This is a genomic window from Pseudoduganella sp. OTU4001, from assembly GCF_038440195.1.
GTDB lineage: Bacteria > Pseudomonadota > Gammaproteobacteria > Burkholderiales > Burkholderiaceae_D > Rugamonas.
This window is the reverse complement of record NZ_JASATG010000033.1, coordinates 24,042-49,700: the sequence shown is the minus strand read 5'-3', so window position 1 is coordinate 49,700 and position 25,659 is coordinate 24,042. Positions and strand designations below refer to the sequence as shown.

The window sequence follows — 25,659 nt, the reverse complement described above, 5'->3', positions numbered from 1 at the left end:
GCGCTAGCCGGCCAGGCGCTGCCGGTCCCCCGCCGCGGCCTCCTGCGCCGCCGGCCGTTGGCTGTGGCGACCCAGTGCCAGCACATCGCCGGCACGGCGCGGCAGGTGGAATACGCCGACCGCCTGCGCCAGCTGCACCGCCTGCAGGTTCAAGCTATCAGCTGCGGCAGCCGCCTCCTCCACCAGGGCCGCGTTCTGCTGCGTGCCTTCGTCCATCTGCCCGATCGCCTGGTTGACCTGCTCGATGCCGCTGCTTTGCTCGCGGCTCGCCAGCTCGATCTCGCTCATGATGCTCGACACCCGCTGCACCGACGCGATGATCTCCTCCATGGTCTGCCCGGCTTCGCCTACCAGCTTGCCGCCGCGCTCGACCTGCTGCACCGAATCGTCGATCAACGTCTTGATATCCTTGGCCGCCGCCGCCGAACGCTGCGCCAGGTTGCGCACCTCGGAAGCCACCACCGCAAAACCGCGCCCCTGCTCGCCCGCCCGCGCCGCCTCCACCGCCGCATTCAGCGCCAGGATATTGGTCTGGAACGCAATGCTGTCGATCATGCCGATGATGTCGACGATCTTGCGCGCCGAAGCGCTGATATCGCCCATGGTCGCCCCCACGCTGGCTACCACGCTGCCGCCGCGCGAGGCAACCTCGCTGGTGCCGGCCACCAGGCGGTTGGCCTGCTGGGCGCTGTCGGCATTCTGCTTCACGGTGGACGAAAATTCTTCCATGCTGGACGCCGTCTCCTCCAGGCTGGAAGCTTGCGCTTCCGTACGGCCCGACAGGTGCTGGTTGCCGGCCGCGATATCGCGCGTGGCCGCATTCATCGCGTCCACATTGCCGCGCACGTCGCCGATCATCGCCACCAGGTTGACGTTCATCTGCTGCAAGGCGCGCAGCAGCTGGCCCATATCGTCGCCGCGCTCCGCACTGATAGTACCGGTCAGGTCGCCGCCCGCCAGGGCGCGCGCGGCGCGCGTCGCCTCCTGCAGCGGCGCCACGATGGCGCCATGCAGCAGCCAGATTCCCGCCACGGTGGAAACGATGCCTGCGCCCGCACCAAGCAGCGGGTTGATGTCGCCCAGGCCCATCGCGGCAAACAAGGCGCAGGTTACAGCGCCCATCGTCATCAGGCGCGTATGCAGGGACATGTTCCGCAGCGCCAGCAGCTTGCCGATCCAGCCGGTGCGTGCCACCTGGCCCTGGCGGATCGCGATGCCCTTGGCTTCTCCGGAATTGATGGACCGATACAGGCGGTCGGCCGCTTCGATCTGCGCGCGACTCGGCTTGCTGCGGATCGACATGTAGCCGGTGACGCGGCCGTATTCCATGACCGGCGTGACGTTGGCCACCACCCAGTAGAAGTCGCCGTTCTTGCGGCGGTTCTTCACCATGCCGGTCCACGGCAGGCCGGCCTTCAGGCACTGCCAAAGGTCTGCAAAGGCTTGCGGCGGCATGTCGGGATGGCGCACCAGGTTGTGCGGCGCGCCGATCAGCTCGTCTTCTGTGAAGCCGCTGACCTCGATGAAATAGGGGTTGATATAGGTGATCTTACCCTTCAGGTCTGTTTTGGAGACGATGGGACGGCCATCCTCCATTTCAAACTCGATGCTGGTGACAGGTAAATTCTTGCGCATATCATATTCCCTCAAGGAAATGGCATTGCACAAGTATTGGGCAGCCCATATAAAAAAGCACCCCCCTTCGAGAGGGGGGTGCCTTATTTGAAACTTTGCTTAATGCAGCGGCTGGCTGCGGAAGTGGTCGCCTTCCTCGCCTTCATCATCTTCGTCGTGATGATGGTGGCCGTGCGGGCCATGCACGTGTTCGTGGGCGATTTCTTCTTCGGTTGCGGCGCGCACTTCAACCACCTTCAGTTCGAAGCGCAGGGCCATGCCGGCCAGCGGGTGGTTGCCGTCCAGGACCACTTTGTCTTCCGCGATTTCGGTCACGGTGAAGATCATGGCGTCGTCATCGTCGCCGCCTTCTGGCAGGCCTTCGAACTGCATGCCGATTTCCAGCGGCTCCGGCAGGCGGGCACGCTCTTCCACTTTCAGCAGGTTCGGGTCGTAATCGCCAAAGGCGTCTTCCGGTTCGATCTGGATGGTGGTGGCGTAGCCGGTTTCCTTGCCATCCAGCTCTTCTTCAATCTTCGGCAGGGTGTTCTCGTAGCCACCGTGCAGGTAAACCATCGGCTGGCGACCGTCTTCGATCAGATTGTTTTGCGCGTCGGACAGTTTGTACTCCACCGTCACAACGGTATTCTTGGCGATCTTCATTGAGCTTCCTTTCATTTCTAAGCTGGTGCGATTATACCGCGCGCTATAATCGCACCCATGAAAAAACTCACACTCCTGGGCGATATCACGCCCGCAGAATTCCTGCGCGATTACTGGCACAAGAAGCCTCTTTTGATCCGTCAGGCCGTGCCCGGCTTCAAGCCGCTGCTGCCATTCGAGAAACTGGCCGAACTAGCCACCAAGGACTACGTGGAAAGCCGCCTGGTTACCAAGACCGATGGCAACTGGGACATGCAGCACGGCCCGCTGAAATCGCTGCCGGCGCGCAGCGAGCGCGAGTGGACCATGCTGGTGCAGGGCGTCAACCTGCAGGATGAAAAGGCCGACGAGCTGCTACGCCAGTTCCGCTTCCTGCCGGACGCGCGCCTGGACGACCTGATGGTCAGCTTCGCCACCGATGGCGGCGGCGTCGGCCCCCATTTCGACTCGTACGACGTGTTCCTGCTGCAAGCCGAGGGCCAGCGCCGCTGGAAGATCAGCGCGCAGAAAGACCTGACCCTGATCGAAGGCCTGCCGCTCAAGATCCTGAAGAAATTCAAGGCTACCGAAGAATTCGTGCTGGAACCGGGCGATATGCTCTACCTGCCGCCGCACTACGCCCACGATGGCGAAGCGATCGGCGATTGCCAGACTTATTCGATCGGCTTCCGTTCACCGTCCTACCAGGAACTGGGCGAAGCCTTCCTGCAATTCATGGCCGATTCCATCGACCTGCCGGGCCGCTATGCCGATCCGGACCTGGAACCGACCAATAAGCCGGCCGAAATCCCGAAAGCCATGCTGTCGAAACTGGCCGACGAATTGAATAAGGTCAGCTTTACAGAGGACGATTTCGCCATTTTCCTGGGCGAATACCTGTCCGAGCCAAAGCATAATGTCTTCTTCCAGCCGCTGGAAAAGCCGCTGACCGCCGGCAAATTCCAGCAGCAGGCCGAAAAGAAAGGCGTTACCCTGTCGCGCAAGACGCAGATGCTTTATCGCGGCAAGAATGTCTTTATCAATGGCGAATCGTTTGCCATGAACAAGGCCGATAAGGCGGCCCTGGAAACCCTGGCCAATACCCGTGGCCTGGACGGCGCGGCGGTGGCCGGCGCTTCCGAGGACGTGCTGGAAGCCCTGTTCGCCTGGTACACCGACGGCTGGCTGGAACTCAACAAATAAGCGGAGGTAGCATGGAGAAGCAGCCATTTGACAGCCGAAGCCAGTTCCAGGCCCTGCTGCTGGACTGCATCTCCCAAGCCTGCCTGACGCTGCAATGTTTCGATCCCGACTACGCCTGGTGGCAGCTGGGGCATTCCAAGACGGATGCCCTGCTGCGCCACTTCCTGCAGCACAAAGGCCGCCTGCAGCTGGTAGCCCACAGCAACGCCCACCTCGAGCGCCATGACCCGCGCTTCCTCAAGCTGCTGGAGGACTACGGCCACCAGATCGAATGCCGCCTGACCAGCCGCTCCATCCGCACCCTGACCGACTCCTTCTGCGTGGCCGATGGCATCCACATCGTGCGCCGCTTCCACTCGGATCATTTCCGCGGGGAAGCAAATTTTCATGATCCTTCGTCAACCCAAACCAGTTTGGAACGTTATGAGGCTATCTGGGCTGAAACCGTGCCGGGCCTGAAAGCGGGAACGACTGGTTTGTAGGTCAGGAGACTGTAAAATGACGCTGTTCGAGATATGACGGTAATGGCTGAAGTTGCAGGTAGAACGGTACTGTAAAAAAACATTGCGATTCCGCAAAATAGTTGTGTAAACAGTCCCTTTTGCTATTGCGACGCAGCAGAAAACGCTATAATATCCGGTGTGTTTCCGTGTCTGGTCGACCTTTTTCTGAAGGTTGGAAAGGCCGACGAAACGCCGTACGAGCGATAATTACCGGTAATTATTCATCGCAACATTGTTTAATTTTTGTTGAGTTAATTAAGGAAAACAAATGAAAAAATCCCTGCTGATCGCCTCCCTGCTGGCTGTTGCTCTGGCTGCTTGCTCCAAGAAAGAAGAAGCTCCAGCTCCAGTAGCTACCCCAGAAGCGGCTGCTCCAGCTCCTGCTGCTCCAGCTGCTGACGCTGCTGCTCCTGCTGCTGCTCCAGCCGCTGACGCTGCTGCTGCTGCCGCTTCCGCTGCTTCCGCAGCTGCTGACGCTGCTTCCGCTGCTGCTTCGGCTGCTTCGGCTGCTGCTTCCGCTGCTTCCGCTGCTAAGTAATTCCTTCGCAGGGAAAAAGAAACCAGCCTTCGGGCTGGTTTTTTTATTGGGGGTCGTGTCTGTCATTCGGTCAAATTGCGCAGCAATTTGTCCGAATGTCAGACACGACCCCGAATTTCCCTAATAAAAAAGCCGGCATATGCCGGCTTTTTTGCATTAAGGGCTACCCTTATTTCAGCTGCTCATGCAGCAGGTTCAGGATCTTCTCGCCCACCGGAGTGTCTTCCGGCGTGTTCTTGCTGGTCCACACCGATACCTGGGTGCTGTTGACCGAATCCGAACGGACGGAAATATTGAAGCGCTGGGCTTCCTTATCCTTGTCCGAACCGAAGCTGAACAGCTTGCTGAACCAGCCGCGGGTATCCGCTGCGTCGTTCACGAAGCGTACGTAGTACACGCCCTGCACGCGGTCGCGGTCTTCCACCGTGAAGCCGGCGCGGTCCAGCGCCAGGCCGACGCGGCGCCAGGTGCGCTCGAAGCCTTCGTCGGTCTTGATGAACTTGCCTGCGCCCTCGCCCACGATGGTGGCGTGCTGCGCCTGGACCACGGCGTTGTCGACCGAAGTCTTGGCGGTGGCTTCGTCGGCGGCGCCGCCCAGCTTGGTCATCAGCTTGGCCAGGAAGATCGCTTCCAGGTTCGGGTCGCTGTTACGGTGGGTCCACATGGTGGATTCGTTCTGCGCGCCGGTCGCCACTTCCTGGGTGCCGCGGTGGCTGATGTAGATCTCGGTGCCGCCCTTGGCATTGCGCTCGAGACGGGTGCGGTACTTGTCGCGCTCGCCGCTCGAATACAGGCCGTCAAAAACCTTGCCCAGGGTATTGCGGATGAAGTCCTGCGGGATCTTGGCGCGGTTTTCGTTCCACTCGGTTTCCATCACGCCGGCGGTGGAATTGTCCACTGCCAGGGTGAAGCCCGACTCTTCCCAGAACGACTTCAGCTGCGGCCACAGCGCTTCCGGGGTCTGCTGCACCACCAGCCAGCGCTGGTTGCCGGAACGCTCGACCTTCACCGCGCTGTTGCCGGTGCTGGCCACTTCATTGGTGCTGGCGGGTGCCGCGGCAGTACCGCCGCGGGTGGCCTGGTAGCCGGTGGCGGTTGCCACGCCTCGGTCATTGCTTGGCAGCGAGTAGCGGTTGTCCTTCGACAGCTGGGTCAGGTCAGGCGGCACGTCGAGCGTGCTGGCTTTCTTGGCCGATTTGTAGTCCACCTTGGTGTCGCCGATTACCGAGCTCACCATGCCGCAGCCGGTCAGGCTCAGCATCAGGGCGCCAACGACGAGCCCGCGCTGCGGGGTCTTGGAAACGATCTTGCGAATAGTCATGTGAAAAAGAAGATTAGTTCAGCACACCGGATTCACGCAGGGCAGCGCGGACGGTCTCGTGATACTGCTCTGCCAGCGGTACCAGCGGCAGGCGGATGCCGGCAGGCATCTTACCCATTTCCGCCAGGGCCCACTTGACTGGCACCGGATTCGGTTCGATGAACAGATTCTGGTGCAGCGGGAACAGCTGGTTGTTGATGGCAGTGGCCTTGGCGCCGTCGCCGGCCATGGCGGCTGCGCACAGTTCATGCATCAGGCGTGGCGCCACGTTGGCGGTCACGGAGATGTTGCCTTTGCCGCCGGCCATCATCAGGGCGATCGCGGTTGGATCGTCGCCCGAGTAGACAGCGAAGTCGGCCGGCGCGCGGCGCAGCAGGTCGTAGCCGCGCGCGATATTGCCGGTGGCGTCTTTCACGCCGATGATGTTCTTGATCTGGGCCAGGCGCAGGATGGTGTCGTTGCTCATGTCGGCCACGGTACGGCCCGGCACGTTGTACAGGATGACCGGCAGGTCCACCGCTTCGGCGATGGATTTGAAGTGCTGGTACATGCCTTCCTGGGTAGGACGGTTGTAGTAAGGCACCACTTGCAGCGACGCGTCGGCACCGGCGTTCTTGGCAAAGCGGGTCAGTTCAATGGCTTCTGCGGTGGAATTGCCGCCGGAACCGGCGATCACTGGGATGCGGCCGGCCACGCGGTCCACGGCAGCCTTGATCAGCTCGCAGTGCTCGGCCACGCTGACAGTGGCGGATTCGCCGGTGGTGCCGACGATGACGATGGCATCCGTGCCTTCGGCAACATGCCAGTCGAGCAGCGCGTTCAGGCCTGGATAGTCCAGGGAGCCGTCCGCGTGCATCGGGGTTACGATTGCTACAATGCTACCCTTAATCATAGGAAACCAATTGCAAAAAGATTTAAAACGACGATTGTAGAGCATCCCCTGCACCCGTGGTGCATTTTGGACGCTCAAAATGACGGCAACAGCGCCGCCTCCCTTGGAAACTCTTCTTTCACGGCACAAATACGCTGCACCATGGCCGGTTTCGGTGTATTAACGACGCCATCCTCGAATGCGATGACACGCAAACCATGCATTCTAGCCAATTCCAGCAATTCTCCCGGCTGCAGCAGGAAGTTGGGGTTGGACGGCTTGCCGAAGGCGGCATTGCCGTCGGCGAAAGTCTCGTAAATCAGCATGCCGTTCGGCGCCAGGCTGCCCAGCATGTCCGCCAGCAGCGGGCGGTGCAGGTAGTTGGTGACGATGATGCCGGCAAAGCGCGCCGGGCCGAAAGGCCAGCAGGCGCCCTCTTCTTCCAGGTCGATCTGGCTAGTGACGATGCCATCGCCGGCGGTGGCGGCCAGCGCCTCGGCGTCGCGGTCGACGGCGACCACGGCATGCCCCAGCGCGGCCAGCAGGCGCGAATGGCGGCCGCTGCCGCAGGCCAGGTCCAGTACTTCACCGCCCGGCACCAGCGGCGCAAAGCGCTCGACCCACGGCGACGGCGGGGTCGGCAAGTGGGCGACCGGATCAACCATAGCTTAACCCCATTGCTTCGCGCACATCGCGCATGGTTTCCTGCGCCAGCTTGCGCGCTGCTTCATTACCGTCCGCCACGATGGCGCGCACCAGGGACGGATCGTCCAGGTAAGGCTGGGCGCGCTCGTGCATCGGCTCCTGCTCCTTGACGATGGCGTCGATCACCGGCTGCTTGCACTCGATGCAGCCGATGCCGGCCGACTTGCAGCCCTTTTGCACCCACTCCTGGGTCGGCTGGTCGGAATACACCACATGGAACTGCCATACCGGGCAGCGCTCGGGGTCGCCGGCATCGCTGCGGCGCACGCGCGCCGGGTCGGTCGGCATGGTGCGGATCTTCTTGGTGACCACTTCCTTGTCTTCGCGCAAGGCAATCGCGTTGCCGTAGCTCTTGGACATCTTGCGGCCATCCAGTCCCGGCAGGCGCGACGCCTCGGTCAGCTTGGCCTGCGGCTCCACCAGGATCAGCTTGCGCGCCCCTTCCAGGTAGCCGAACAGGCGCTCCCTGTCGATCATGGACAGGTTCTGCGCATCGTCCAGCATGGCCTTGGCCTGCTCCAGCGCAGCGTCGTCGCCCTCCTGCTGGTAGGCGGTGCGCAGCTCGTTGTACAGCTTGGCGCGCTTGCTGCCCAGCTTCTTGACGGCGTCCTGCGCCTTTTCCTCGAAGCCCTTTTCCTTGCCGTACAGGTGGTTAAAGCGGCGCGCGATCTCGCGCATCATCTCCACGTGCGGCACCTGGTCGTCGCCGACCGGCACTTCGCTGGCGCGGTAGATCAGCACGTCGGCCGCCTGCAGCAGCGGGTAGCCGAGGAAGCCGTAAGTGGCCAAATCCTTGTTGGCCAGGTTCTCGATCTGGTCCTTGTAAGTCGGCACGCGCTCCAACCAGCCCAGCGGGGTGGCCATCGACAGCAGCAGGTGCAGCTCGGCGTGCTCCGGCACGCGCGACTGGATGAACAGGGTGGCCTGGGTCGGATCGACGCCGGCCGCCAGCCAGTCCACCAGCATGTCCCAGGTGGACTTTTCGATGATGGACGGGTCGTCGTAGTGTGTGGTCAGGGCGTGCCAGTCGGCCACGAAGAACAGGCAAGGCTGTTCGGCCTGCATCCTGATCCAGTTTTTCAGGGCGCCATGGTAGTGGCCAAGGTGCATGCTGCCCGTCGGGCGCATGCCGGAGACTACGCGGTCAGGGTACATGGCATCAGCTCAGGAAAGGACTAAACGGTAAAACAATCAGGTAGCGCACGAAACCGATCAGCACATGGAGGAAAGACTGGAACGGGCCGGTATTCAGCAGCAGGATCAGGCCGATGAAAATGAAAGGGCCCAGGCGCTCGATGCTGGCGAATTTATACGCCAGGTCGCGCGGCAGCATTGAAGTAACGATGCGGCCGCCATCCAGCGGCGGAATCGGGATCAGGTTGAAGGCGCACATGACGGCATTGGCGGTCAGGCCGGCCTGGCACATGCCCAGCAGGAACGGTTCAGTCACGCCCGCGCCGCGCAGCAACACATAGAACAGCACCCAGCCCAGGCCCATGGCGAAGTTGGCGGCCGGGCCGGCGGCGGCCACGAAACCCATCTGCTTTTTCGGGTTGCGCAGGCGGTTGAAGTCGACCGGCACCGGCTTGGCGTAGCCGAATGGCGGCAGATGCATCAATTGCAGCAACAGCGGCAGCAGGATGGTGCCGAACAGGTCGATGTGCTTGATCGGGTTCGGGGTCAGGCGGCCCAGCTTTTCGGCGGTGTTGTCGCCAAAATAGCGGGCGGCGTAACCGTGGGCAGCCTCATGAAGGGAAATAGCAAACAGGACGGGAATGGCGTAGACCGCGATGGTGCGGACAACCTGGTCAAAATCGTTCATAAATGGGATTCTATCAGAGGGGCAGACCGCCCCTCGGGAGGGTTCAGAGGCCGAGGGCGGCGCAGTCGCCGCAGCCCTTGCGGATCAGTTCGGGTTCAGGTCCGGTCAGGTCCACCACGGTGGTGGGTTCCAGGCTGCAGGCGCCACCGTCGATCACCAGGTCGACCTGCTTGCACAGCCGTTCCAACACCTGGTCGGGGTCGGTCAGCGGCTCTTCGTCGCCCGGCAGGATCAGCGTGGTGCCCAGCAGCGGCTGGCCCAGTTCGGCCATCAGCATTTCGGTGATGGCGTTCTGCGGCACGCGCAGGCCGATGGTCTTGCGCGAAGGATGGGACAGGCGGCGCGGCACTTCGCGCGTCGCCTCCAGGATGAAGGTGTACGGGCCGGGCGTGACCGCCTTCAGCAGGCGGAATTGCTTGTTATCGACCCGGGCGTAGGTGCTGATTTCGCTCAGGTCGCGGCACAGCAGGGTCAGATGGTGCTTTTCATCAATGCCGCGGATGCGGCGCAGCTTCTCCACCGCCGCCTTGTCGTCCAGGTGGCACACCAGGGCATAGCAGGAATCCGTCGGCAGCGCCACAATGCCGCCGCCGTGGATGATTTGCGCCGCCTGCTTGATCAGCCGCAGCTGCGGGTTGTCCGGGTGGACCTGGAAGAATTGGGTCATAAATTAGCGCAGTTGCTGCAAGGCGGCGATACGCTCTTCCAGCGGTGGGTGGCTGGAGAACAGGGCTGCCCAGCCGCTTGGCGAGGTGATGCCGGAAGCGGCCATGCCTTGCGGCAGTTCACCCGGCTGCATGCCGCCCAGGCGCGCCAGGGCGTGCTGCATCGGCACGGTGGAGCCCAGCAGGCGGGCCGAACCCTCATCGGCGCGGAATTCGCGCTGGCGCGAGAACCAGGCCACGATCATCGAGGCTACCAGGCCGAACAGCAGCTCACACACGAATACGGTCACCATATAGCCGATGCCCGGGCCGCTGCGCTCCTCGTTCTTGTTCAGCATATTGTCGACGATGCCGCCGACGATACGGGCCAGGAACACCACGAAGGTATTCACCACGCCCTGGATCAGGGTCAGGGTCACCATGTCGCCGTTGGCAATGTGCGCCACCTCGTGGCCCAGCACCGCCTCGACTTCTTCCTTGTTCATCGACTGCAGCAGGCCGGTGGAGACGGCCACCAGGGCGTCATTCTTGAAGGCGCCGGTGGCGAAGGCGTTGGCGTCGCCCTCGTACACTGCCACTTCAGGACGGCCGATGCCGGCCTTGTCGGCCAGCGCGTGCACGGTGCTGACCAGCCACTGCTCGGTGGAGTTCTGCGGCTGCTCGATCACGCGCGCGCCGGTCGACCACTTGGCCATCGGCTTGGACATCAGCAGCGAAATAATCGAGCCAGTGAAGCCGACCACGGCGGAAAACGCCAGCAGGCCGCCCATGCTGGTGCCGGAACCAGGACGCCCGATGCCCAGCAGGGACAGGACGATGGATACCACCAGCACAACGGCCAGGTTGGTGGCGAGGAACAGGATGATGCGTTTCATAGTATTGGTTCTCCGGACAATTTGCCGAATGATAATCTATGGTCGGCAGTAGGGAAATACAAGTCCCTGGTCAGAACCAGTCGTGCCAAACCGGCGTCACATTGCCCGGCAGCGGCGGCAGGAGGCGGAAATCGACCCGCGCCTCGCCGGGCGCATGGAAATCCGTCCCACGCGAAGCCAGGAAACCATAGCTGTTGGCCAGATTGGCATACTTCGGATACTGGTCCGGCGAGTGCGAGCCGGTCACCACCTCGATCGCCGTGCCGCCCAGCTGCTTGAATTCATCAAACAGCACGCCCTCCTGCATTGGCGTGAACTTATAACGCCCCGGATGCGCGATGACGGCAATGCCGCCCGCGCCCACAATCCAGCCCACCGCATCCTGCAGCGATGCCCAGCGATGCTCGACATAGCCCGGCTTGCCCGGCGACAGGTACTTGCGGAACACTTCCGGCACCGAGCTGCACACGCCCTGCTCCACCAGGAAGCGGGCGAAGTGGGTGCGCGACATCAGCGAGGGGTTGTCGACATAATTCAGCGCGCCCTCGTAAGCGCCCGGAATGCCGGCCAGCTCCAGCTGGCGGCCGATTTCGCGGCCACGGTTGTCGCGCCCCGAGCGGGTATCCTCCAGCCCCTGCACCAGGGCCGGGTTGTTCTCGTCGATCTGCAAACCGACGATATGCACCGTTTCATTGGCCCAGGTGATCGAAATCTCGACGCCGGAGATGAAACGCATGCCCTGCAACTGCGCCGCGGCGCGCGCGGTGGCGACGCCACTCACCTCATCGTGGTCAGTCAGGGCCCAGACATCGACGCCCGCCTTGCGGGCATACTCGGCGACCGCCGCCGGGGGCAGCACACCGTCGGACACATTCGAATGGCAGTGGAGATCTACGTTCAGCATACGAGTTGCAATATTGCGAAGGTTTCATTGTACGCTGAAAGTTCAGGCCAGGAATTCCTCCAGCATTTCGGCCAGCATTTCGGGCTGGTCGTGGTGCAGCATATGGCCTGCATCCGGCATCATTTTCGGTGTGACCTTGGCCAGGTGGCCCAGGCGGCGGTTGATTTCCGCGCGCGCCTCGTCCTTGGGGCCCATCCACAGCCACATATTGGTGTCTTCCGCCTCCACCCACAGCACCGGCGCCGTGATCTTCTTCCAGCAGGCCAGCACTTCCTCCACCCGGTACAGCGACGGGCCGGGGCGCTTGTGCACCGGATCACCCAGGATTTCCCACTGCCCATCCGCGTTCTGCGCCGACCAGTGGCTGGCCAGGAAGGCTGCCTTTTCGTCCGTCAGGCGCGGATTGGTCTTCTGCAGGCGCGCGGCGACCGCGGCCTGGCTGTCGTAAGTGCGCATTTCCGGCTCCACCAGCAGCTCGTCCAGCCACTTGCGCATGCGCGATGGCGCCTGTTCCGGCACGGTGGCCTTCAGGCCAAAGCCTTCCAGGTTGATCAGGCGGCGGATGCGCTCGGGGCGCACGCCGGCGTACAGGCTGACCACATTGCCGCCCATCGAGTGGCCCAGCAGGTTGACTTCGCCCTCCGGCTGGTAATGGCGCAGCATGGCGTCCAGGTCCGCCACATAGTCCGGGAACCAGTAGGTATCCGTGCCATTGCGTTCGGTCAGGCCGAAGCCGCGCCAGTCGGGCGCGATCACATGCCAGTCGCCCTTCAGGCAATCGACCACGAACTGGAAGCTGGCGCCCACGTCCATCCAGCCGTGCACCATGAAGATTTTAGGCGCACCTTCGCGGCCCCAGTGCAGCACGTGGGTACGCTTGCCGCGCACATTGATAAAATCGGAACGGGATGGAGTCATGTCGCCCTGCCTTTTAATAGGTGATCCAAGATAATAGCACGACCGTACTAAAACCTGCTTGACGTACAATAGCGCCACTTCCCTTCCCTCTTACCGGGTCACCCATGACAATTTACCAGCTTGGCGAACACGCGCCAGAGATTGATGCTTCCGCATTCGTGGCGGACAATGCCACTTTGATCGGCAAGGTCACCCTGATGCCCAACAGCTCCGTCTGGTATGGCGCCACCATCCGCGGCGACAACGAGCGCATCACGATTGGTGAAAACAGCAATGTCCAGGAAGGCACGGTGATGCATACCGATATGGGCTACCCGCTGACGGTGGGCCGTGACGTGACCATCGGCCACCAGGCCATGCTGCACGGCTGCACCATTGGCGACGGCTCGCTGATCGGCATCCAGGCGGTGGTGCTGAACGGCGCCAGGATCGGCAAGGGCTGCCTGGTCGGCGCCGGCGCCGTGGTAACCGAGGGTAAGGAATTTCCCGACAACTCGCTGATCATCGGCGCACCGGCCAAAGTGGTGCGCGAACTGACGGCGGAAGACGTGGCGCGCCTGAAAGGCAGCGCCGACAGCTATGTCAAACGTGGCCAGCTGTTCAAGTCGCAACTGAAGAAGATTGGATAAACAATGACGAATACACCCGACACCCTGCAGAAGTTTGTTTTTGAAGACGCCGCCGTACGCGGTGAGCTGGTCGACATGTCCGCCACCTGGCGCGAGATCGTGTCCCGCCACCACTACCCGGTCGCGGTGAAACGCCTGCTGGGCCAGATGGTGTCGGCGGCCGCCCTGCTGTCGGCCAACCTGAAATTCAACGGCTCGCTGGTCATGCAGCTGCACGGCGACGGCCCGGTGCGCCTGCTGGTGGTGGAATGCGATTCCGACCTGCGCATGCGCGCTACGGCCAAGATGAATTCCGAGTTCGCGATTGCGGAAGATGCGGGCCTGCAGGCGCTGGTGAATGCGCATGGCCATGGCCGTTTCGTCATCACCCTGGATCCGGCCGAGAAGGTGCCGGGCCAGCAGCCTTACCAGGGCATCGTCCCGCTGGACGGCGACGACGTGGCGACCGTGATCGAGCACTACATGCTGCGTTCCGAACAGCTGGACACCAAACTGTGGCTGGCGGCCGACGACCAGGTCTCGCGCGGCCTGCTGCTGCAAAAGCTGCCGCTGCATGGCGGTAAGGCTGAAGCAACCGCGCATGCTGCGGAGGTGTCGCAGGAAACCTGGAACCGTGTGGTCATGCTGGGCGATACGCTGAAGGAAGCGGAGATGCTGGAGCACGGCATCGAAGAACTGCAGAAGCGCCTGTTCTGGGAAGAGACCCTGCGCGTGTTCGAGCCGCTGCACCCATCGTTCCACTGCTCCTGCACCCGCGAGAAAGTGGGCAATATGCTGAAGATGCTGGGCCAGCAGGAAGTGGAAGCCGCGCTGGAAGAACAAGGCAAGCTCGGTATCAATTGCGACTTCTGCGGCAAGCACTACGAGTACGACGCCGTCGACTGCGCCCAGCTGTTCGTCACCGACGCCCCCGCCGAAGCCCTGATCCACGGCTCCGAAGCCAAACACTAAAACAACTGCTGACCCCGTGTCCCACCATGGGGTCAGGCACCATGGTGGGACACGGGCTCGGCTTTAGGAGACACCATGCTGCCTACCCGCATTTCGACCGCGCTCCTCGCTGCCAGCTTGCTGGCTAGCCCGTTCGCCCTCCAGCCAGTCTTGGCAGCGCCAGCCGCCAAGCAACAAGTCAGCGCGGCCAGCCGCCAGCTGGCGCAACTGGCCAATGATTTCCACGTGGCCCGCGCGCATTACGACCCGCTGCTGTTCGCCACCGCCAACGGCGACCCGCGCTACAACGACCAGATCGGCATGGCCATCGCACCGGCAGTGCGCGCCAAGCAGTTCGCGACCTACCGCCAGATGCAAAAGCGCCTCGCCAAAATCCCGCGCGCGCAGTTGGCCGGCAACGAGCAGATGACCCACGACTTGCTGGCGTATGAACTGGACGCAGCCCTGTCGCTGGCTCCCTTCCCCGAGCACCTGCTGCCGCTGAACCACTTCGACAACGTACCCAGCACGCTGGCCAACTACGCCGGCGGCACCGGTTCGCAGCCGCTGGGCACCGTAAAGCAATACCAGGATTACCTGAGCCGCGTGCGCCAGCTGGCGCCATGGATCGACCAGGCCGTGGCGAATATGCGCGAAGGCATCAAGCAAGGCATCGTGCAGCCGAAAGCGATCACGCAAATGCTGCTGCCGCAAATGACCGCGCTACGCAGCGCCACGCCGGAAGCCAGCGTCTACTACTCGCCAATCAAGCGCATGCCCGCCGCCTTCAGCGCCGCCGACAAAGAGCGCCTGACGCGCGACTATCGCGCCGCTGTGGAGAAACTCAACCCGGCACTGGAGCGCCTGGTGCAGTTCCTGCAAACCGAATACTTGCCAGCCAGCCGCGAAAGCACAGGCTGGAGCGCCCTGCCAAACGGCGCTGCGTGGTATAAAGCCCGCATCAACGACAGCACCACCCTGCCGCTCACGCCGCAGGAAGTACACAACCTGGGTGTGAAAGAAGTCGCCCGCATCAGCGCCCAGATGCAAACCCTGATGGGCAAGCTCGGATACGACGGCCCGGCGCAAGCCTTCCCGCAATGGGTACGCGACCAGAAGCAGTTCAAGCCGTACACCACGGAAGCCGAGGTGCTGGCCGAATACCGCAAGATCTACGACAACGTGCAGGCCAAGCTGCCAGCCTATTTCAGCCTGGTGCCGAAATCGAAACTGGTGGTCGACCTCGAACCCGAGCTGACCCGCGCCACCGCCTCCGACCACTACACCCCGCCCGCCGCCGACGGTTCGCACCCTGGCGTGTTCTGGGCCGTCGTCAACGACCCAAAAGACTACAGCCGCACCGGCATGGCCAGCCTGCTGCTGCACGAAGGCGTGCCGGGACACCACTTCCACGCAGCACTGCTGAAGGAAATGCCACTGCCCGACTTCCGCATGTTCAGCACCGAAAACCAGAACAACGCCGCCTACACCGAAGGCTGGGCGCTGTACGCGGAAACGCTGGGCAAGGATTTCGGCCTGTATGAAGACCCGGTCTGGTACTACGGCCACCTGAACGCCGAAATGCTGCGCGCCGTACGTCTGGTGGTGGACACCGGCATGCACGCGCTAGGGTGGAGCCGCGAAAAAGCCATCGCCTACATGGTGGAGAAACAGGGGGTATCGGAAGCGCGCGCCAAGAACCAGATCGAGCGCTACATGGTATGGCCGGCGCAAGCCCTGAGCTACAAGGTCGGCTCGCTGAAAATCCTGGAACTGCGCGACAAGGCGCAACGCGAACTGGGCGCCAAGTTCAGCTACCCGGCCTTCCACGCCGTGGTACTGGGCGAAGGCACGCTGCCGTTGCCATTGCTGGAAACGCGCGTCAACGAATGGATCGCGCGCAGTAAGTGAAAAGTCGGGGTCATGTCTGACAATCGGACACGGGCTCAACCGCTAGGCGGTTGAGCCCGTGTCCGATTGTCAGACATGACCCCGACTTTTCACGGCTTGGCCTGGCCCTTGCCAAGCACCTGCACGTAGATTTCGTTCTGCTTGATCATGCTCAGCTCAAAGCGGGCACGTTCTTCGACGGCGCCGGTGCCGTCCTTCAGGTCATTTACCTCGGAAGCCAGCTTGGCGTTGCGCTGGCGCAGGCCTTCGTTCTTTTCCTGTGCGGCGGCGACTTCCTTTTCCAGGTCGGCGACGCGCAGCCAGCCCCCCTTCCCCAGCCAGAGCGGGTATTGGATCAGGACGAGCAACAGGGCAAGAGCTACGGTAATCAGGCGCATTGGGACAAAACTGAACCGGCCGGGGTGTCCCGGCCGGGAAGTACAAAATTACTTCAGATTATAGAACGCATCGCGGCCTGGGTAGGAAGCGATGTCGCCCAGGTCTTCTTCGATACGCAGCAGCTGGTTGTACTTGGCCATGCGGTCGGAGCGGGACATGGAACCGGTCTTGATCTGCAGGGCGTTGGTGCCCACAGCGATATCGGCGATGGTCGAATCTTCGGTTTCGCCGGAACGGTGCGAGATCACGGCGGTGTAGCCGGCGCGCTTGGCCATTTCGATGGCGGCGAAGGTTTCGGTCAGGGTGCCGATCTGGTTGATCTTGATCAGGATCGAGTTGGCGATGTCCTTCTGGATGCCTTCTTTCAGGATCTTGGTGTTGGTGACGAACAGGTCATCGCCTACCAGCTGCACTTTCTTGCCCAGGGCCTGGGTCAGGTGCGCCCAGCCGGCCCAGTCGCCTTCGTGCATCGCGTCTTCGATCGAGATGATCGGGTACTTGTCGCACCAGGTCGACAGCAGGTTGGTGAATTCTTCAGCCGACAGCACCATGCCTTCGCCTTCCAGGTGGTACTTGCCGTCCTTGTAGAACTCGGAAGCTGCGCAATCCAGGCCGATGGCGATCTGGGTGCCTGGCTCGTAGCCGGCTTCTTCGATCGCTTGCATGATCAGCTTGATCGCTTCTTCGTGCGATGCCAGCGAAGGAGCGAAGCCGCCTTCGTCGCCCACGGCGGTGTTCATGCCCTTCTTGTGCAGGATCTTCTTCAGGGTGTGGAACACTTCGGCGCCGTAACGCACGGCTTCCTTGAAGGATGGCGCACCCACTGGGATGATCATGAATTCCTGGATGTCCAGGTTGTTGTCGGCGTGTGCGCCGCCGTTGATGACGTTCATCATCGGCACTGGCATCTGCATCGCGCCGGAGCCGCCGAAGTAGCGGTACAGCGGCAGGCCGGCTTCTTCCGCCGCGGCTTTGGCCACGGCCATCGACACTGCCAGCATGGCGTTGGCGCCCAGGCGCGACTTGTTCTCGGTGCCGTCCAGTTCAATCAGGGTACGGTCCAGGAAAGCCTGTTCATTGGCGTCCAGGCCCATGATGGCTTCCGAGATTTCGGTGTTGATGTTTTCGCAGGCCTTCAGCACGCCTTTGCCGAAGTAGCGTTTGGCGTCGCCGTCGCGCAGCTCGATGGCTTCGCGCGAACCGGTCGATGCGCCGGACGGCACGGCCGCACGGCCCATGACGCCGGATTCCAGCAGGACGTCGCATTCCACGGTCGGATTGCCGCGCGAGTCGATTACTTCACGACCGATGATGTCAACGATTGCACTCATGTGTTTTCTCCAAAGTTAAAGCGAATTCGGGGGCAAAATTGTTGCAAGGATAACAGACAGGGCCAAAAAAAGGCCGCAAATAAAGCGGCCCCAGGTATACGAATCAATTGAAGTCAGATTCGAGGAAACCTGCTTTCTTGGTCACGCGGTCCAGTTCGATCAGAACGGACAGCAGATCTTTCATGCGGCCGAGCGGAACGGCATTTGGGCCATCCGACAGCGCTTGTGCAGGAACCGGGTGGGTTTCCATGAACAGGCCGGCTACACCTACCGCCACGGCAGCGCGCGACAGCACAGGCACCATCTCGCGCATACCGCCCGAGGAGCCGCCCTGGCCGCCCGGCAGCTGCACCGAGTGGGTGGCATCGAACACCACCGGTGCGCCGGTTTCGCGCATGATGGCCAGCGAACGCATGTCCGACACCAGGTTGTTGTAGCCGAAGGAAGCGCCACGTTCGCAGGCCATGAAGTTGTCTTCATTCAGGCCCTTGGCCTTGGCTGCGGCACGCGCCTTGTCGATCACGTTTTTCATTTCGTGCGGCGACAGGAACTGGCCCTTCTTGATATTGACCGGCAGGCCGGATTCGGCGCAGGCGGTAATGAAGTCGGTCTGGCGGCACAGGAAGGCCGGAGTCTGGATCACGTCGACCACGGACGACACGGCGGCGATTTCTTCCACGGTGTGCACGTCGGTCAGCACCGGCACTTCCAGTTCGCGCTTGACGTCGCCCAGGATCTCCAGGCCCTTCTCCATGCCCGGACCGCGGTACGAGGTACCGGAGGTGCGGTTGGCCTTGTCGAAGGACGATTTATAGATGAACGGGATGCCCAGTTCGGCGGTCATTTCCTTCAGCGCGCCGGCGGTATCGAACGCCATCTGGCGCGATTCGATCACGCAGGTGCCTGCGATCAGGAAGAACGGTTTGTCCAGGCCTACTTCAAAACCAGCGAGCTTCATGCTGCATTCTCCAGACGGGAGCCGGCGGCTTTATGCGCCAGGGCTGCCTTGATGAAGGACGTGAACAGCGGATGGCCGTCACGCGGGGTCGATTTGAACTCTGGGTGGTACTGCACGCCCATATACCATGGGTGCGCGTTAGGACCGGTGCGCGGCAGTTCCATGATCTCGCACAGGTTCTCGTTCGGGGTACGGGCTGCCACCACCAGGCCGGCCTCTTCCACGCGTGCCAGGTAATGGTTGTTCGCTTCGTAGCGGTGACGGTGACGCTCGGTCACCACGCTGCCGTAGATCTCGGCGGCCAGGGTGCCCGGCTTCACTTCGCAGGTCTGCGCGCCCAGGCGCATGGTGCCGCCCAGGTCGGAGTTGGCGTCGCGCTTCTCGATCTTGCCGTCTTCGTTCTGCCACTCGTCGATCAGGGCCACCAGCGGCTGCTCGGTATCCGGCTCGAACTCGGTGGAGTTGGCCTTGGTGAAGCCGGCCATGTGGCGCGCGTACTCGATCAGCGCTACCTGCATGCCCAGGCAGATGCCCAGGTAAGGAACCTTCGACTCACGGGCGAACTGCGCCGCCTTGATCTTGCCTTCCACGCCGCGCTTGCCGAAGCCGCCCGGCACCAGGATGGCGTCGAACTTGGCCAGTTCGGCAGTGCCCTTGGTCTCGATCTCTTCCGAGTCGATGTACTCGATGTTGACGCGCGACTCGGTGTGCAGGCCTGCGTGGCGCAGCGCCTCGGTCAGCGACTTGTACGACTCGGTCAGCTCCACGTACTTGCCGACCATGCCGATCGACACTTCCGCTTTCGGGTGTTCCAGGTTGTGGATCAGCTTGGCCCACATGGACAGGTCGGCCGGCGCCGGGTTCAGGTCCAGCGCCTCGCAGATGATCGCGTCCAGGCCCTGGTCGTGCAGCATTTGCGGCACTTTGTAGATGGTGTCCACGTCCCATACCGAAATCACGGCGCGTTCTTCGATGTTCGAGAACAGCGAGATCTTCGCCACTTCGTCTTCCGGGATCTTGCGGTCGGCGCGGCACAGCAGCGCGTTCGGGGAAATACCGATTTCGCGCAGCTTCTGTACCGAGTGCTGGGTAGGCTTGGTCTTCAGTTCGCCGGCCGATGCGATGTAAGGCACCAGGGTCAGGTGAACGAAAGCGGAATTCTTGCGGCCGGCGCGCAGCGACAGCTGGCGGGCGGCTTCCAGGAACGGCAGCGATTCGATATCGCCTACGGTGCCGCCGATTTCGCACAGGGCGACGTCGTAGCCTTCCGCGCCACGGCGGATGTAGTCCTGGATTTCATTGGTGATGTGCGGGATCACCTGCACGGTCTTGCCAAGGTATTCGCCGCGGCGCTCCTTACGGATCACGGATTCGTAAATCTGGCCGGTGGTGAAGTTGTTCACCTTGCGCATGCGGGTGGAGATGAAACGCTCGTAGTGACCCAGGTCCAGGTCGGTTTCGGCGCCATCGTCGGTAACGAAGACTTCACCGTGCTGCATTGGGCTCATGGTGCCTGGGTCCACGTTGATATACGGGTCCAGTTTCAGCATGGTGACTTTGAGACCGCGCGATTCGAGGATCGCGGCGAGGGAGGCGGCGGCAATCCCTTTACCAAGGGACGACACAACGCCACCAGTGACGAAGACAAATTTGGTCATTGCGAGATCGGGCGCCGATAGGCGCGCAGCGGGAAATTGAAATTATAGCTCATTTTGGGCCCAAATGCGTGCGCCAGCGAACAGACCCTGGCCCGGATGGGCCGCAACAATGACATTATTTCAACAGGAGGCCATCATGAGTGTTGATCGCGACGAGTACGGCAATTATGTCGACACCGGCCACCAGGGACCTGGCCCGCGCCTGATGGGCGCCGACACCCTGATTGGCGACCATGTGCACAACCTGCAGAACGAACACCTCGGCACGGTGAAGGAAATCATGCTGGATATGCAGACCGGACATATCGCTTATGTGGTGATGGCTTCGGGAGGCATACTGGGCATCGGCGAAAAACTGTTTGCGGTGCCGTTCGAGGCGCTGTCGCTGGATACCGGCAACCACCGCATGACGCTGAATATCGAGAAGGAGCGCATCGCGCAGGCGCCGGGCTTCGATAAGGACCATTGGCCGGACATGGCCAACCAGACCTGGGCGACCGAACTGCACAACTACTACGGTACCAGCAGCGCCACCAGCGGCCCCAGCCACCTGGACCAAAGCTCGCGCTAAAGATCGAGCCGCATCGGGATAAAGCGCAGCCCATGCATCTCCGCCATCGGGCCGGTCGGTACGAAGCCCAGGTGGCGGTACATGCTTTCCGCGAAGGCGGAGGAGTTGACGGTGAAGCGGCCCGGGTTACCGCGTGCCAGCGCCTCGTCCCGCACCACGTGCCACAGCCGCCTGGCGATGCCCTGCCCGTGCCAGGCCGAGCCCACGTAAAGGCTGAACAGGTGCGTGTTATCGCGCACCGCCGCCACCCCGGCCAACACCTCGCCGTCGTACGCCAAATGGTAGGAATAGTTTTCCGCCTGCAGGTTGCGGCGGATGATGTCCGGCTGCAGCGTAACGAGAAACTCCTCCGCGCCCGCGCCATCCGGCTCTATCGTCAAATAAGGTTGCAGCGACAGGATCAGCGCACTGATCGCCGACGCATCATCGGCCGCCCCGGGCCGCAGCGTGATTTCATTGCTCATCCAGCGATTCTAGCTGGATTTATTCGGAAAATAGAAAGTGACCACCAGAGTCGCTAACGGCAATGCTGCGATCCGCGCCGCTTCGGGTGGCGCGGCGCAAGCCCTAATGGAAATCGCGGCTGCTGGTGGGCAGGCGGCCGAGCATGTGGGAGAGGTCGACCAGGCGGCGGGCGACCAGGTGGCGGACGAGGCCTTCTGCCTGCCACACGCCGTACACGCCGAGCAGCCGCGCGCCCAATACTTCACGGCGGTATTTGTCGACCAGGTCGGGCCAGATGATCACGTTGACGTTGCCGGTTTCGTCTTCCAGCGTGACGAACAAAACACCCTTCGCTGTGCCAGGACGCTGGCGGCCGGAGACGATGCCGGCGCCACGCGCGAGCTGGTTGTTGCTGAAGGTGTTCAGCACTTCCGCCGGGAAGAAGCGTTTGGCCAGCAAGGCCGGGCGTATCAGCGCCAGCGGGTGGCGACCCAGCGTCAGGCCTTGCGCGCGGTAATCGCTGAGGATTTCTTCGCCTTCGGTCGGCGGCACCAGTTGCGGCGTCTCTTCCTCCACTTGCGTCGGGCGCAGCAGGTCTTTGTCCGGCACCGCGCCGGTGGCATCCCACAGCGCCTGGCGGCGGTTGCCGGCCAGGGCCTGCAAGGCATTGCCGCCAGCTAGCACCTGCAAATCGTGGCGCTCCAGGTCAGCCCGCCGCGCCAGATCAGCCACGTCCGCGAAGGGTCGCCGCTGCCGCTGGTCCGTGATGCGCATGGCCGCAGCCTCGCGCATGCCGTTCAGCACCGACATGCCGAGCCGCACCGCCGGCTGGCGCCGCGCCGGCTGCTGCGCCATGGCGGCGAGGAACTCATCCCGCGTCACCTCGCGCCTGAACACCGGATCTTCCTCCGCTGCCTGCCCCGCCGGGGTGGGCGGCGCGGCCGGGGCGGCATCCAGCTCCTCCAGTGACGACTCCCATTCGCTGATCGTTACATCTACTGGCCGCACCTCGATGCCATGCCGCTTGGCGTCCTGCACCAGCTGCGACGCGCTGTAAAATCCCATCGGCAAGCTATTCAGCAAGGCGCACAGGAACGCCGCCGGCTCGTGGCACTTCAGCCAGGAGCTCGCATAGGTCAGCAAAGCAAAACTCGCCGCATGCGACTCGGGGAAGCCATATTCGCCAAAGCCCTGGATCTGCTGGCATATCTGGTTGGCAAAGCCCTCGTCAAAACCATTCCTGGTCATGCCATCGACAATACGCTTCTGGTACTTCTCCAGCCCACCCTTGCGCTTCCACGCCGCCATCGAGCGCCGCAACTGGTCCGCCTCGCCCGGCGTGAAGTCCGCAGCATCGATCACCACCTGCATCACCTGCTCCTGGAAGATCGGCACCCCCAGCGTACGCTCCAGCGCCTTCTCCAGGCCTTTCGGCACGTGCGTCGGCACCTTGCCCATGCGCCGCTGCAAATACGGATGCACCATCCCGCCCTGGATCGGGCCCGGCCGCACAATCGCCACCTCGATCACCAGGTCGTAAAACACGCGCGGCTGCAAGCGCGGCAGCATGCTCATTTGCGCCCGCGATTCAATCTGGAACACACCGATGGTGTCCGCGCGGCAGATCATGTCGTAAGTCGCCTTATCCTCCGAAGGCACGCTGTTCAGCCCAAACCGCAGTTGATGGCGCTGTGAGATCAGGTCAAAAGTGCGCCGCATCGCCGTCAGCATGCCCAGCGCCAGCACGTCCACCTTCAATAGCCCCAGCTCCTCCAGGTCGTCCTTATCCCACTGGATCACGCTGCGGTCCTCCATCGCCGCATTCTCAATCGGCACCAGGCGTGACAGCTTGTCCTGCGAGATGACAAAGCCGCCCACGTGCTGCGACAAGTGACGCGGGAAGCCAAGCATCTGCAGCGCCAGGTGCGCCCACTGGTGCGCCAGCGGCGAATTCGGGTCCATGCCGCATTCCGCAAAGCGCTCCAGCACCTCGCTCTTGCGGTCAAACCAGCGGTGCGACTTGGCGACCTTCTCCACGATCTCCAGGTCCACGCCCAAGGCTTTGCCGCTGTCGCGCAGCGCGCTCTTGGTGCGGTAGCAGATCACCGTGGCCGCCAGCGCCGTACGGTGGCGGCCGTATTTGTGGTAGATGTACTGGATCACTTCCTCGCGCCGCTGGTGCTCGAAGTCGACGTCGATATCGGGCGGCTCCTTGCGCTCGATCGACATGAAGCGCCCCACCACGCTATTGCCGCGCGCCGGATCGACCGAGGTCACGCCCAGGCAATAACAGACCGCCGAATTGGCGGCCGACCCGCGCCCCTGGCACAGGATGTGGATCGAGCGCGCATAGCAGACGATGTCGTACACCGTCAGGAAGAAGTATTCATATTCGAGCGTCTTCACCAGCTCCAGCTCATGCTCGATCTGCGCCCGCACCTGCGGCGGGATGCCGTGCGGGTAGCGCCACTCCGCGCCTTTGTAGGTCTCCTGGCGCAGGAAGCTGGACGGCGTGTGGCCGGGCGGGATCAGCTCGTGCGGATATTCGTAGCGCAGTTCCTCCAGCGAGAACGTGCAACGCTCGGCAATGCGCAAGGTTTCCTCCAGTGCCTGCGCCGGGAAGACATTCGCCAGCCGCAGGCGCGAACGCAGGTGCTGCTCGGCGTTCTGCGCCAGCTCGTAGCCGCATTCGCTGACCGGCTTGCCGAGCCGCACCGCGCTCAGCGTGTCATGCAGCGGCTTGCGCGAGCGCACATGCATGCAGACGTGGCCGGCGGCGGTGACGCGCAGGCCGTGCTGCAGCGCTACTTCCTCGATGGCCGCTTCGTGCGCCTCGTCGAAGGCGCGGCCCAGCAGGGTCAGGCCGATCCAGCTGCGTTCGGGAAAAGTGGCCGCCATCCATGCGGCCTGGCGGTGCAGGCGGTCCACACTGGCCGGGTATTCGGGCAGCAGGAGCAGCAGGCAATCGGGCATGCCGCGCAGGTGGGCGCGCTCGGGCGGCGGGTCGGCGAAGTCGTCCGGATGCAGCTCGTAGTTGCCCTTGCCGGCGCGCATGCGGCCGAGGGTGATCATTTCCGACAGGTTGCCGTAGCCATTGCGGTTGGTCGCCAGCGCCAGCAGCGAGAGCGCCGGGCTGCCATCGGGGTTGGTCAGGTGGAAGTGGGCGCCGATCAGCAGCGGCAAGCCGCTCTCTTTGGCGGCGGCGTGAGCGCGCACTACGCCGGCCAGCGAGCATTCGTCGGTGATGGCCAGGGCGCTATAGCCGAGCTTAATCGCCCGCTCCACCAGTTCTTCGGAGTGCGAGGCGCCGTGCAGGAATGAAAAATTCGTCAGGCAAAACAGCTCCGCGTAGGCGGGCAGGCCTGGACGAGATAACTGTATATTCATACAGTATTTTACACCACCGCCAGCAGGCGGCGCCACTCTCCTGTATCCTGCGCCGGATGGAAATTTACGAATTGAAATGTTTCGGCACCCGGGCGGGCGAAGGCAATACCGCCCTGGTGCTGCTTGGCCATGCCGCCGATGCCGAGGCGCGCCAGGCCTTTGCCAAGGCGGCCAATAAGAGCGCCTGCGTGTTTGTCGATCCCGGCAGCGATGGGGCGGCCTGGACGCTGGATTATTTCTATCCCCACATGCGCTCGCCGCTCTGCCTGCACGCTACCCTGGCCGCTGCCCGTGTGCTGCTGGCCGAGGCGGCCGGCCCGCTGACCGCACGCACGGCAATGCGGGGGCAGGAGCTGGCACTGACGCGCAGCGGCGATGGCGCTTTCGTCGCGCTGTCGCGGCAGGATGCGCCGGTGGTCACGCCGGCAGCCGGGGACGCCGACTTGGACGGGCTGGCGAAGCGCCTGCTTGGCGCGCTGACGCTGGCATCGGCGCCTGCCGTAGCCTCCGTTGGCAGCCCCAAGCTGCTGGTCGAGGTAACGGACAGCGCCGCACTGCACGCCCTGCAGCCGGACTTGGCCGCAATCGCCCGCTGGGGCAAAGCAGCCGGCGTCAGCGGGATCTACGCCTGGTGCCGCCGCCCAGACGGCAGCTTCGAAGGCCGCAACTTCAACCACCTCGACCCGGCGCTGGAAGACAGCGCCACCGGCGTGGCAGCCGGCGCCCTCACCGTCCACCTGGGCCGTTCGCTCGACCTGTACCAAGGCGCCCACCTCGGCCAGCCCTGCCTGCTGCGCACCCAACTGGACGGCAACCGCATCCTGATCGGCGGCGCAGCGGAATTCGTGCATAAGTAAAAGTTACATTAGAATGGAAGACAA

At 62.8% G+C, this 25,659-nt stretch carries 25 protein-coding genes; 8 read left to right on the top strand and 17 right to left on the bottom strand.

The features are described from left to right. Nucleotides 1–3: 3 nt before the first annotated feature. Nucleotides 4–1,635: a methyl-accepting chemotaxis protein gene (locus tag AAHE99_RS22230; RefSeq protein WP_342119539.1), complete on the bottom strand. Its 1,632-nt coding sequence runs from the start codon at nt 1,633–1,635 to the stop codon at nt 4–6. Between the two features lie 99 nt (nt 1,636–1,734). Next, on the bottom strand, nt 1,735–2,277 hold the full coding sequence (locus tag AAHE99_RS22225) for an FKBP-type peptidyl-prolyl cis-trans isomerase (RefSeq protein ID WP_342119538.1): 543 nt from the start codon (nt 2,275–2,277) through the stop codon (nt 1,735–1,737). 57 nt (nt 2,278–2,334) lie between these two features. On the opposite strand from AAHE99_RS22225, the gene AAHE99_RS22220 reads away from it, so the two are divergent. From AAHE99_RS22220 to AAHE99_RS22210, 3 genes are all read left to right on the top strand, one after another. Beyond that, on the top strand, nt 2,335–3,459 hold the full coding sequence (locus AAHE99_RS22220; protein ID WP_342119537.1) for a ribosomal protein uL16 3-hydroxylase: 1,125 nt from the start codon (nt 2,335–2,337) through the stop codon (nt 3,457–3,459). A gap of 11 nt (nt 3,460–3,470) precedes the next feature. Then, on the top strand, nt 3,471–3,941 hold the full coding sequence (locus AAHE99_RS22215; RefSeq protein WP_342119536.1) for a DUF7931 domain-containing protein: 471 nt from the start codon (nt 3,471–3,473) through the stop codon (nt 3,939–3,941). Between the two features lie 289 nt (nt 3,942–4,230). Continuing rightward, nucleotides 4,231–4,500, top strand: a complete 270-nt coding sequence (locus AAHE99_RS22210; protein WP_342119535.1) for a hypothetical protein — start codon at nt 4,231–4,233, stop codon at nt 4,498–4,500. A 169-nt stretch (nt 4,501–4,669) separates the two neighbouring features. On the opposite strand, the gene bamC is transcribed toward AAHE99_RS22210, so the two are convergent. From bamC to AAHE99_RS22165, 9 genes are all read right to left on the bottom strand, one after another. Then, nucleotides 4,670–5,821 (bottom strand): outer membrane protein assembly factor BamC, encoded by a 1,152-nt coding sequence (gene bamC / locus AAHE99_RS22205; protein ID WP_342119534.1) that lies wholly within the window; start codon nt 5,819–5,821, stop codon nt 4,670–4,672. 13 nt (nt 5,822–5,834) lie between these two features. After that, nucleotides 5,835–6,713 (bottom strand): 4-hydroxy-tetrahydrodipicolinate synthase, encoded by an 879-nt coding sequence (gene dapA, locus AAHE99_RS22200; RefSeq protein ID WP_342119533.1) that lies wholly within the window; start codon nt 6,711–6,713, stop codon nt 5,835–5,837. A gap of 74 nt (nt 6,714–6,787) precedes the next feature. Next, nucleotides 6,788–7,357, bottom strand: a complete 570-nt coding sequence (locus tag AAHE99_RS22195; protein ID WP_342119532.1) for a class I SAM-dependent methyltransferase — start codon at nt 7,355–7,357, stop codon at nt 6,788–6,790. After that, nucleotides 7,350–8,552, bottom strand: coding sequence for a tryptophan--tRNA ligase (locus tag AAHE99_RS22190; protein ID WP_342119531.1), 1,203 nt, complete (start codon nt 8,550–8,552; stop codon nt 7,350–7,352). Before AAHE99_RS22190 ends, AAHE99_RS22195 begins: the two co-directional genes overlap by 8 nt. A gap of 4 nt (nt 8,553–8,556) precedes the next feature. Next, the gene (locus AAHE99_RS22185) at nt 8,557–9,219 is read right to left on the bottom strand and encodes a site-2 protease family protein (RefSeq protein ID WP_342119530.1); all 663 of its coding nucleotides are present in this window, start codon (nt 9,217–9,219) and stop codon (nt 8,557–8,559) included. Nucleotides 9,220–9,262: 43 nt separating this feature from the next. Continuing rightward, nucleotides 9,263–9,886: an L-threonylcarbamoyladenylate synthase gene (locus AAHE99_RS22180; RefSeq protein WP_342119529.1), complete on the bottom strand. Its 624-nt coding sequence runs from the start codon at nt 9,884–9,886 to the stop codon at nt 9,263–9,265. A 3-nt stretch (nt 9,887–9,889) separates the two neighbouring features. After that, nucleotides 9,890–10,759, bottom strand: coding sequence for a protease HtpX (gene htpX / locus AAHE99_RS22175; RefSeq protein ID WP_342119528.1), 870 nt, complete (start codon nt 10,757–10,759; stop codon nt 9,890–9,892). A 70-nt stretch (nt 10,760–10,829) separates the two neighbouring features. Then, complete coding sequence (locus AAHE99_RS22170) at nt 10,830–11,663, bottom strand: 3',5'-nucleoside bisphosphate phosphatase (protein WP_342119527.1); 834 nt, start codon at nt 11,661–11,663, stop codon at nt 10,830–10,832. A 42-nt stretch (nt 11,664–11,705) separates the two neighbouring features. Further along, on the bottom strand, nt 11,706–12,581 hold the full coding sequence (locus AAHE99_RS22165) for an alpha/beta fold hydrolase (RefSeq protein WP_342119526.1): 876 nt from the start codon (nt 12,579–12,581) through the stop codon (nt 11,706–11,708). A gap of 104 nt (nt 12,582–12,685) precedes the next feature. Here AAHE99_RS22165 and AAHE99_RS22160 point away from each other — a divergent pair, with 104 nt between their 5' ends. From AAHE99_RS22160 to AAHE99_RS22150, 3 genes are all read left to right on the top strand, one after another. Continuing rightward, on the top strand, nt 12,686–13,210 hold the full coding sequence (locus AAHE99_RS22160) for a gamma carbonic anhydrase family protein (protein WP_342119525.1): 525 nt from the start codon (nt 12,686–12,688) through the stop codon (nt 13,208–13,210). Nucleotides 13,211–13,213: 3 nt separating this feature from the next. After that, on the top strand, nt 13,214–14,161 hold the full coding sequence (gene hslO / locus AAHE99_RS22155; RefSeq protein WP_342119524.1) for an Hsp33 family molecular chaperone HslO: 948 nt from the start codon (nt 13,214–13,216) through the stop codon (nt 14,159–14,161). A 75-nt stretch (nt 14,162–14,236) separates the two neighbouring features. After that, the gene (locus AAHE99_RS22150; protein ID WP_342119523.1) at nt 14,237–16,051 is read left to right on the top strand and encodes a DUF885 domain-containing protein; all 1,815 of its coding nucleotides are present in this window, start codon (nt 14,237–14,239) and stop codon (nt 16,049–16,051) included. A gap of 89 nt (nt 16,052–16,140) precedes the next feature. On the opposite strand, the gene ftsB is transcribed toward AAHE99_RS22150, so the two are convergent. The 4 genes from ftsB to AAHE99_RS22130 form a co-directional block, all read right to left on the bottom strand. Next, the gene (gene ftsB / locus AAHE99_RS22145; RefSeq protein ID WP_342119522.1) at nt 16,141–16,428 is read right to left on the bottom strand and encodes a cell division protein FtsB; all 288 of its coding nucleotides are present in this window, start codon (nt 16,426–16,428) and stop codon (nt 16,141–16,143) included. A 48-nt stretch (nt 16,429–16,476) separates the two neighbouring features. Continuing rightward, nucleotides 16,477–17,760 (bottom strand): phosphopyruvate hydratase, encoded by a 1,284-nt coding sequence (gene eno / locus AAHE99_RS22140; protein WP_130310935.1) that lies wholly within the window; start codon nt 17,758–17,760, stop codon nt 16,477–16,479. A 103-nt stretch (nt 17,761–17,863) separates the two neighbouring features. Further along, nucleotides 17,864–18,718, bottom strand: a complete 855-nt coding sequence (gene kdsA / locus AAHE99_RS22135) for a 3-deoxy-8-phosphooctulonate synthase (protein ID WP_342119521.1) — start codon at nt 18,716–18,718, stop codon at nt 17,864–17,866. Beyond that, nucleotides 18,715–20,376: a CTP synthase gene (locus AAHE99_RS22130; protein WP_342119520.1), complete on the bottom strand. Its 1,662-nt coding sequence runs from the start codon at nt 20,374–20,376 to the stop codon at nt 18,715–18,717. Before AAHE99_RS22130 ends, kdsA begins: the two co-directional genes overlap by 4 nt. A gap of 136 nt (nt 20,377–20,512) precedes the next feature. Here AAHE99_RS22130 and AAHE99_RS22125 point away from each other — a divergent pair, with 136 nt between their 5' ends. Next, nucleotides 20,513–20,947, top strand: coding sequence for a PRC-barrel domain-containing protein (locus tag AAHE99_RS22125; protein ID WP_342119519.1), 435 nt, complete (start codon nt 20,513–20,515; stop codon nt 20,945–20,947). Here the strand turns inward: AAHE99_RS22125 and AAHE99_RS22120 are convergent. Continuing rightward, entirely contained in the window at nt 20,944–21,411 is a 468-nt protein-coding gene (locus AAHE99_RS22120; RefSeq protein WP_342119518.1) for a GNAT family N-acetyltransferase, read from the bottom strand. The two genes, AAHE99_RS22125 and AAHE99_RS22120, sit on opposite strands and share 4 nt — an antisense overlap. 103 nt (nt 21,412–21,514) lie before the next feature. Beyond that, nucleotides 21,515–24,778 carry an error-prone DNA polymerase gene (locus tag AAHE99_RS22115; RefSeq protein WP_342119517.1) on the bottom strand — a complete coding sequence of 1,088 codons (3,264 nt, stop codon included), beginning with the start codon at nt 24,776–24,778 and terminating at the stop codon, nt 21,515–21,517. Between the two features lie 71 nt (nt 24,779–24,849). On the opposite strand from AAHE99_RS22115, the gene AAHE99_RS22110 reads away from it, so the two are divergent. Further along, a complete protein-coding gene (locus AAHE99_RS22110; RefSeq protein WP_342119516.1) occupies nt 24,850–25,635 on the top strand; it encodes a PhzF family phenazine biosynthesis protein in 786 nt (261 codons plus the stop codon). Nucleotides 25,636–25,659: the final 24 nt, after the last annotated feature.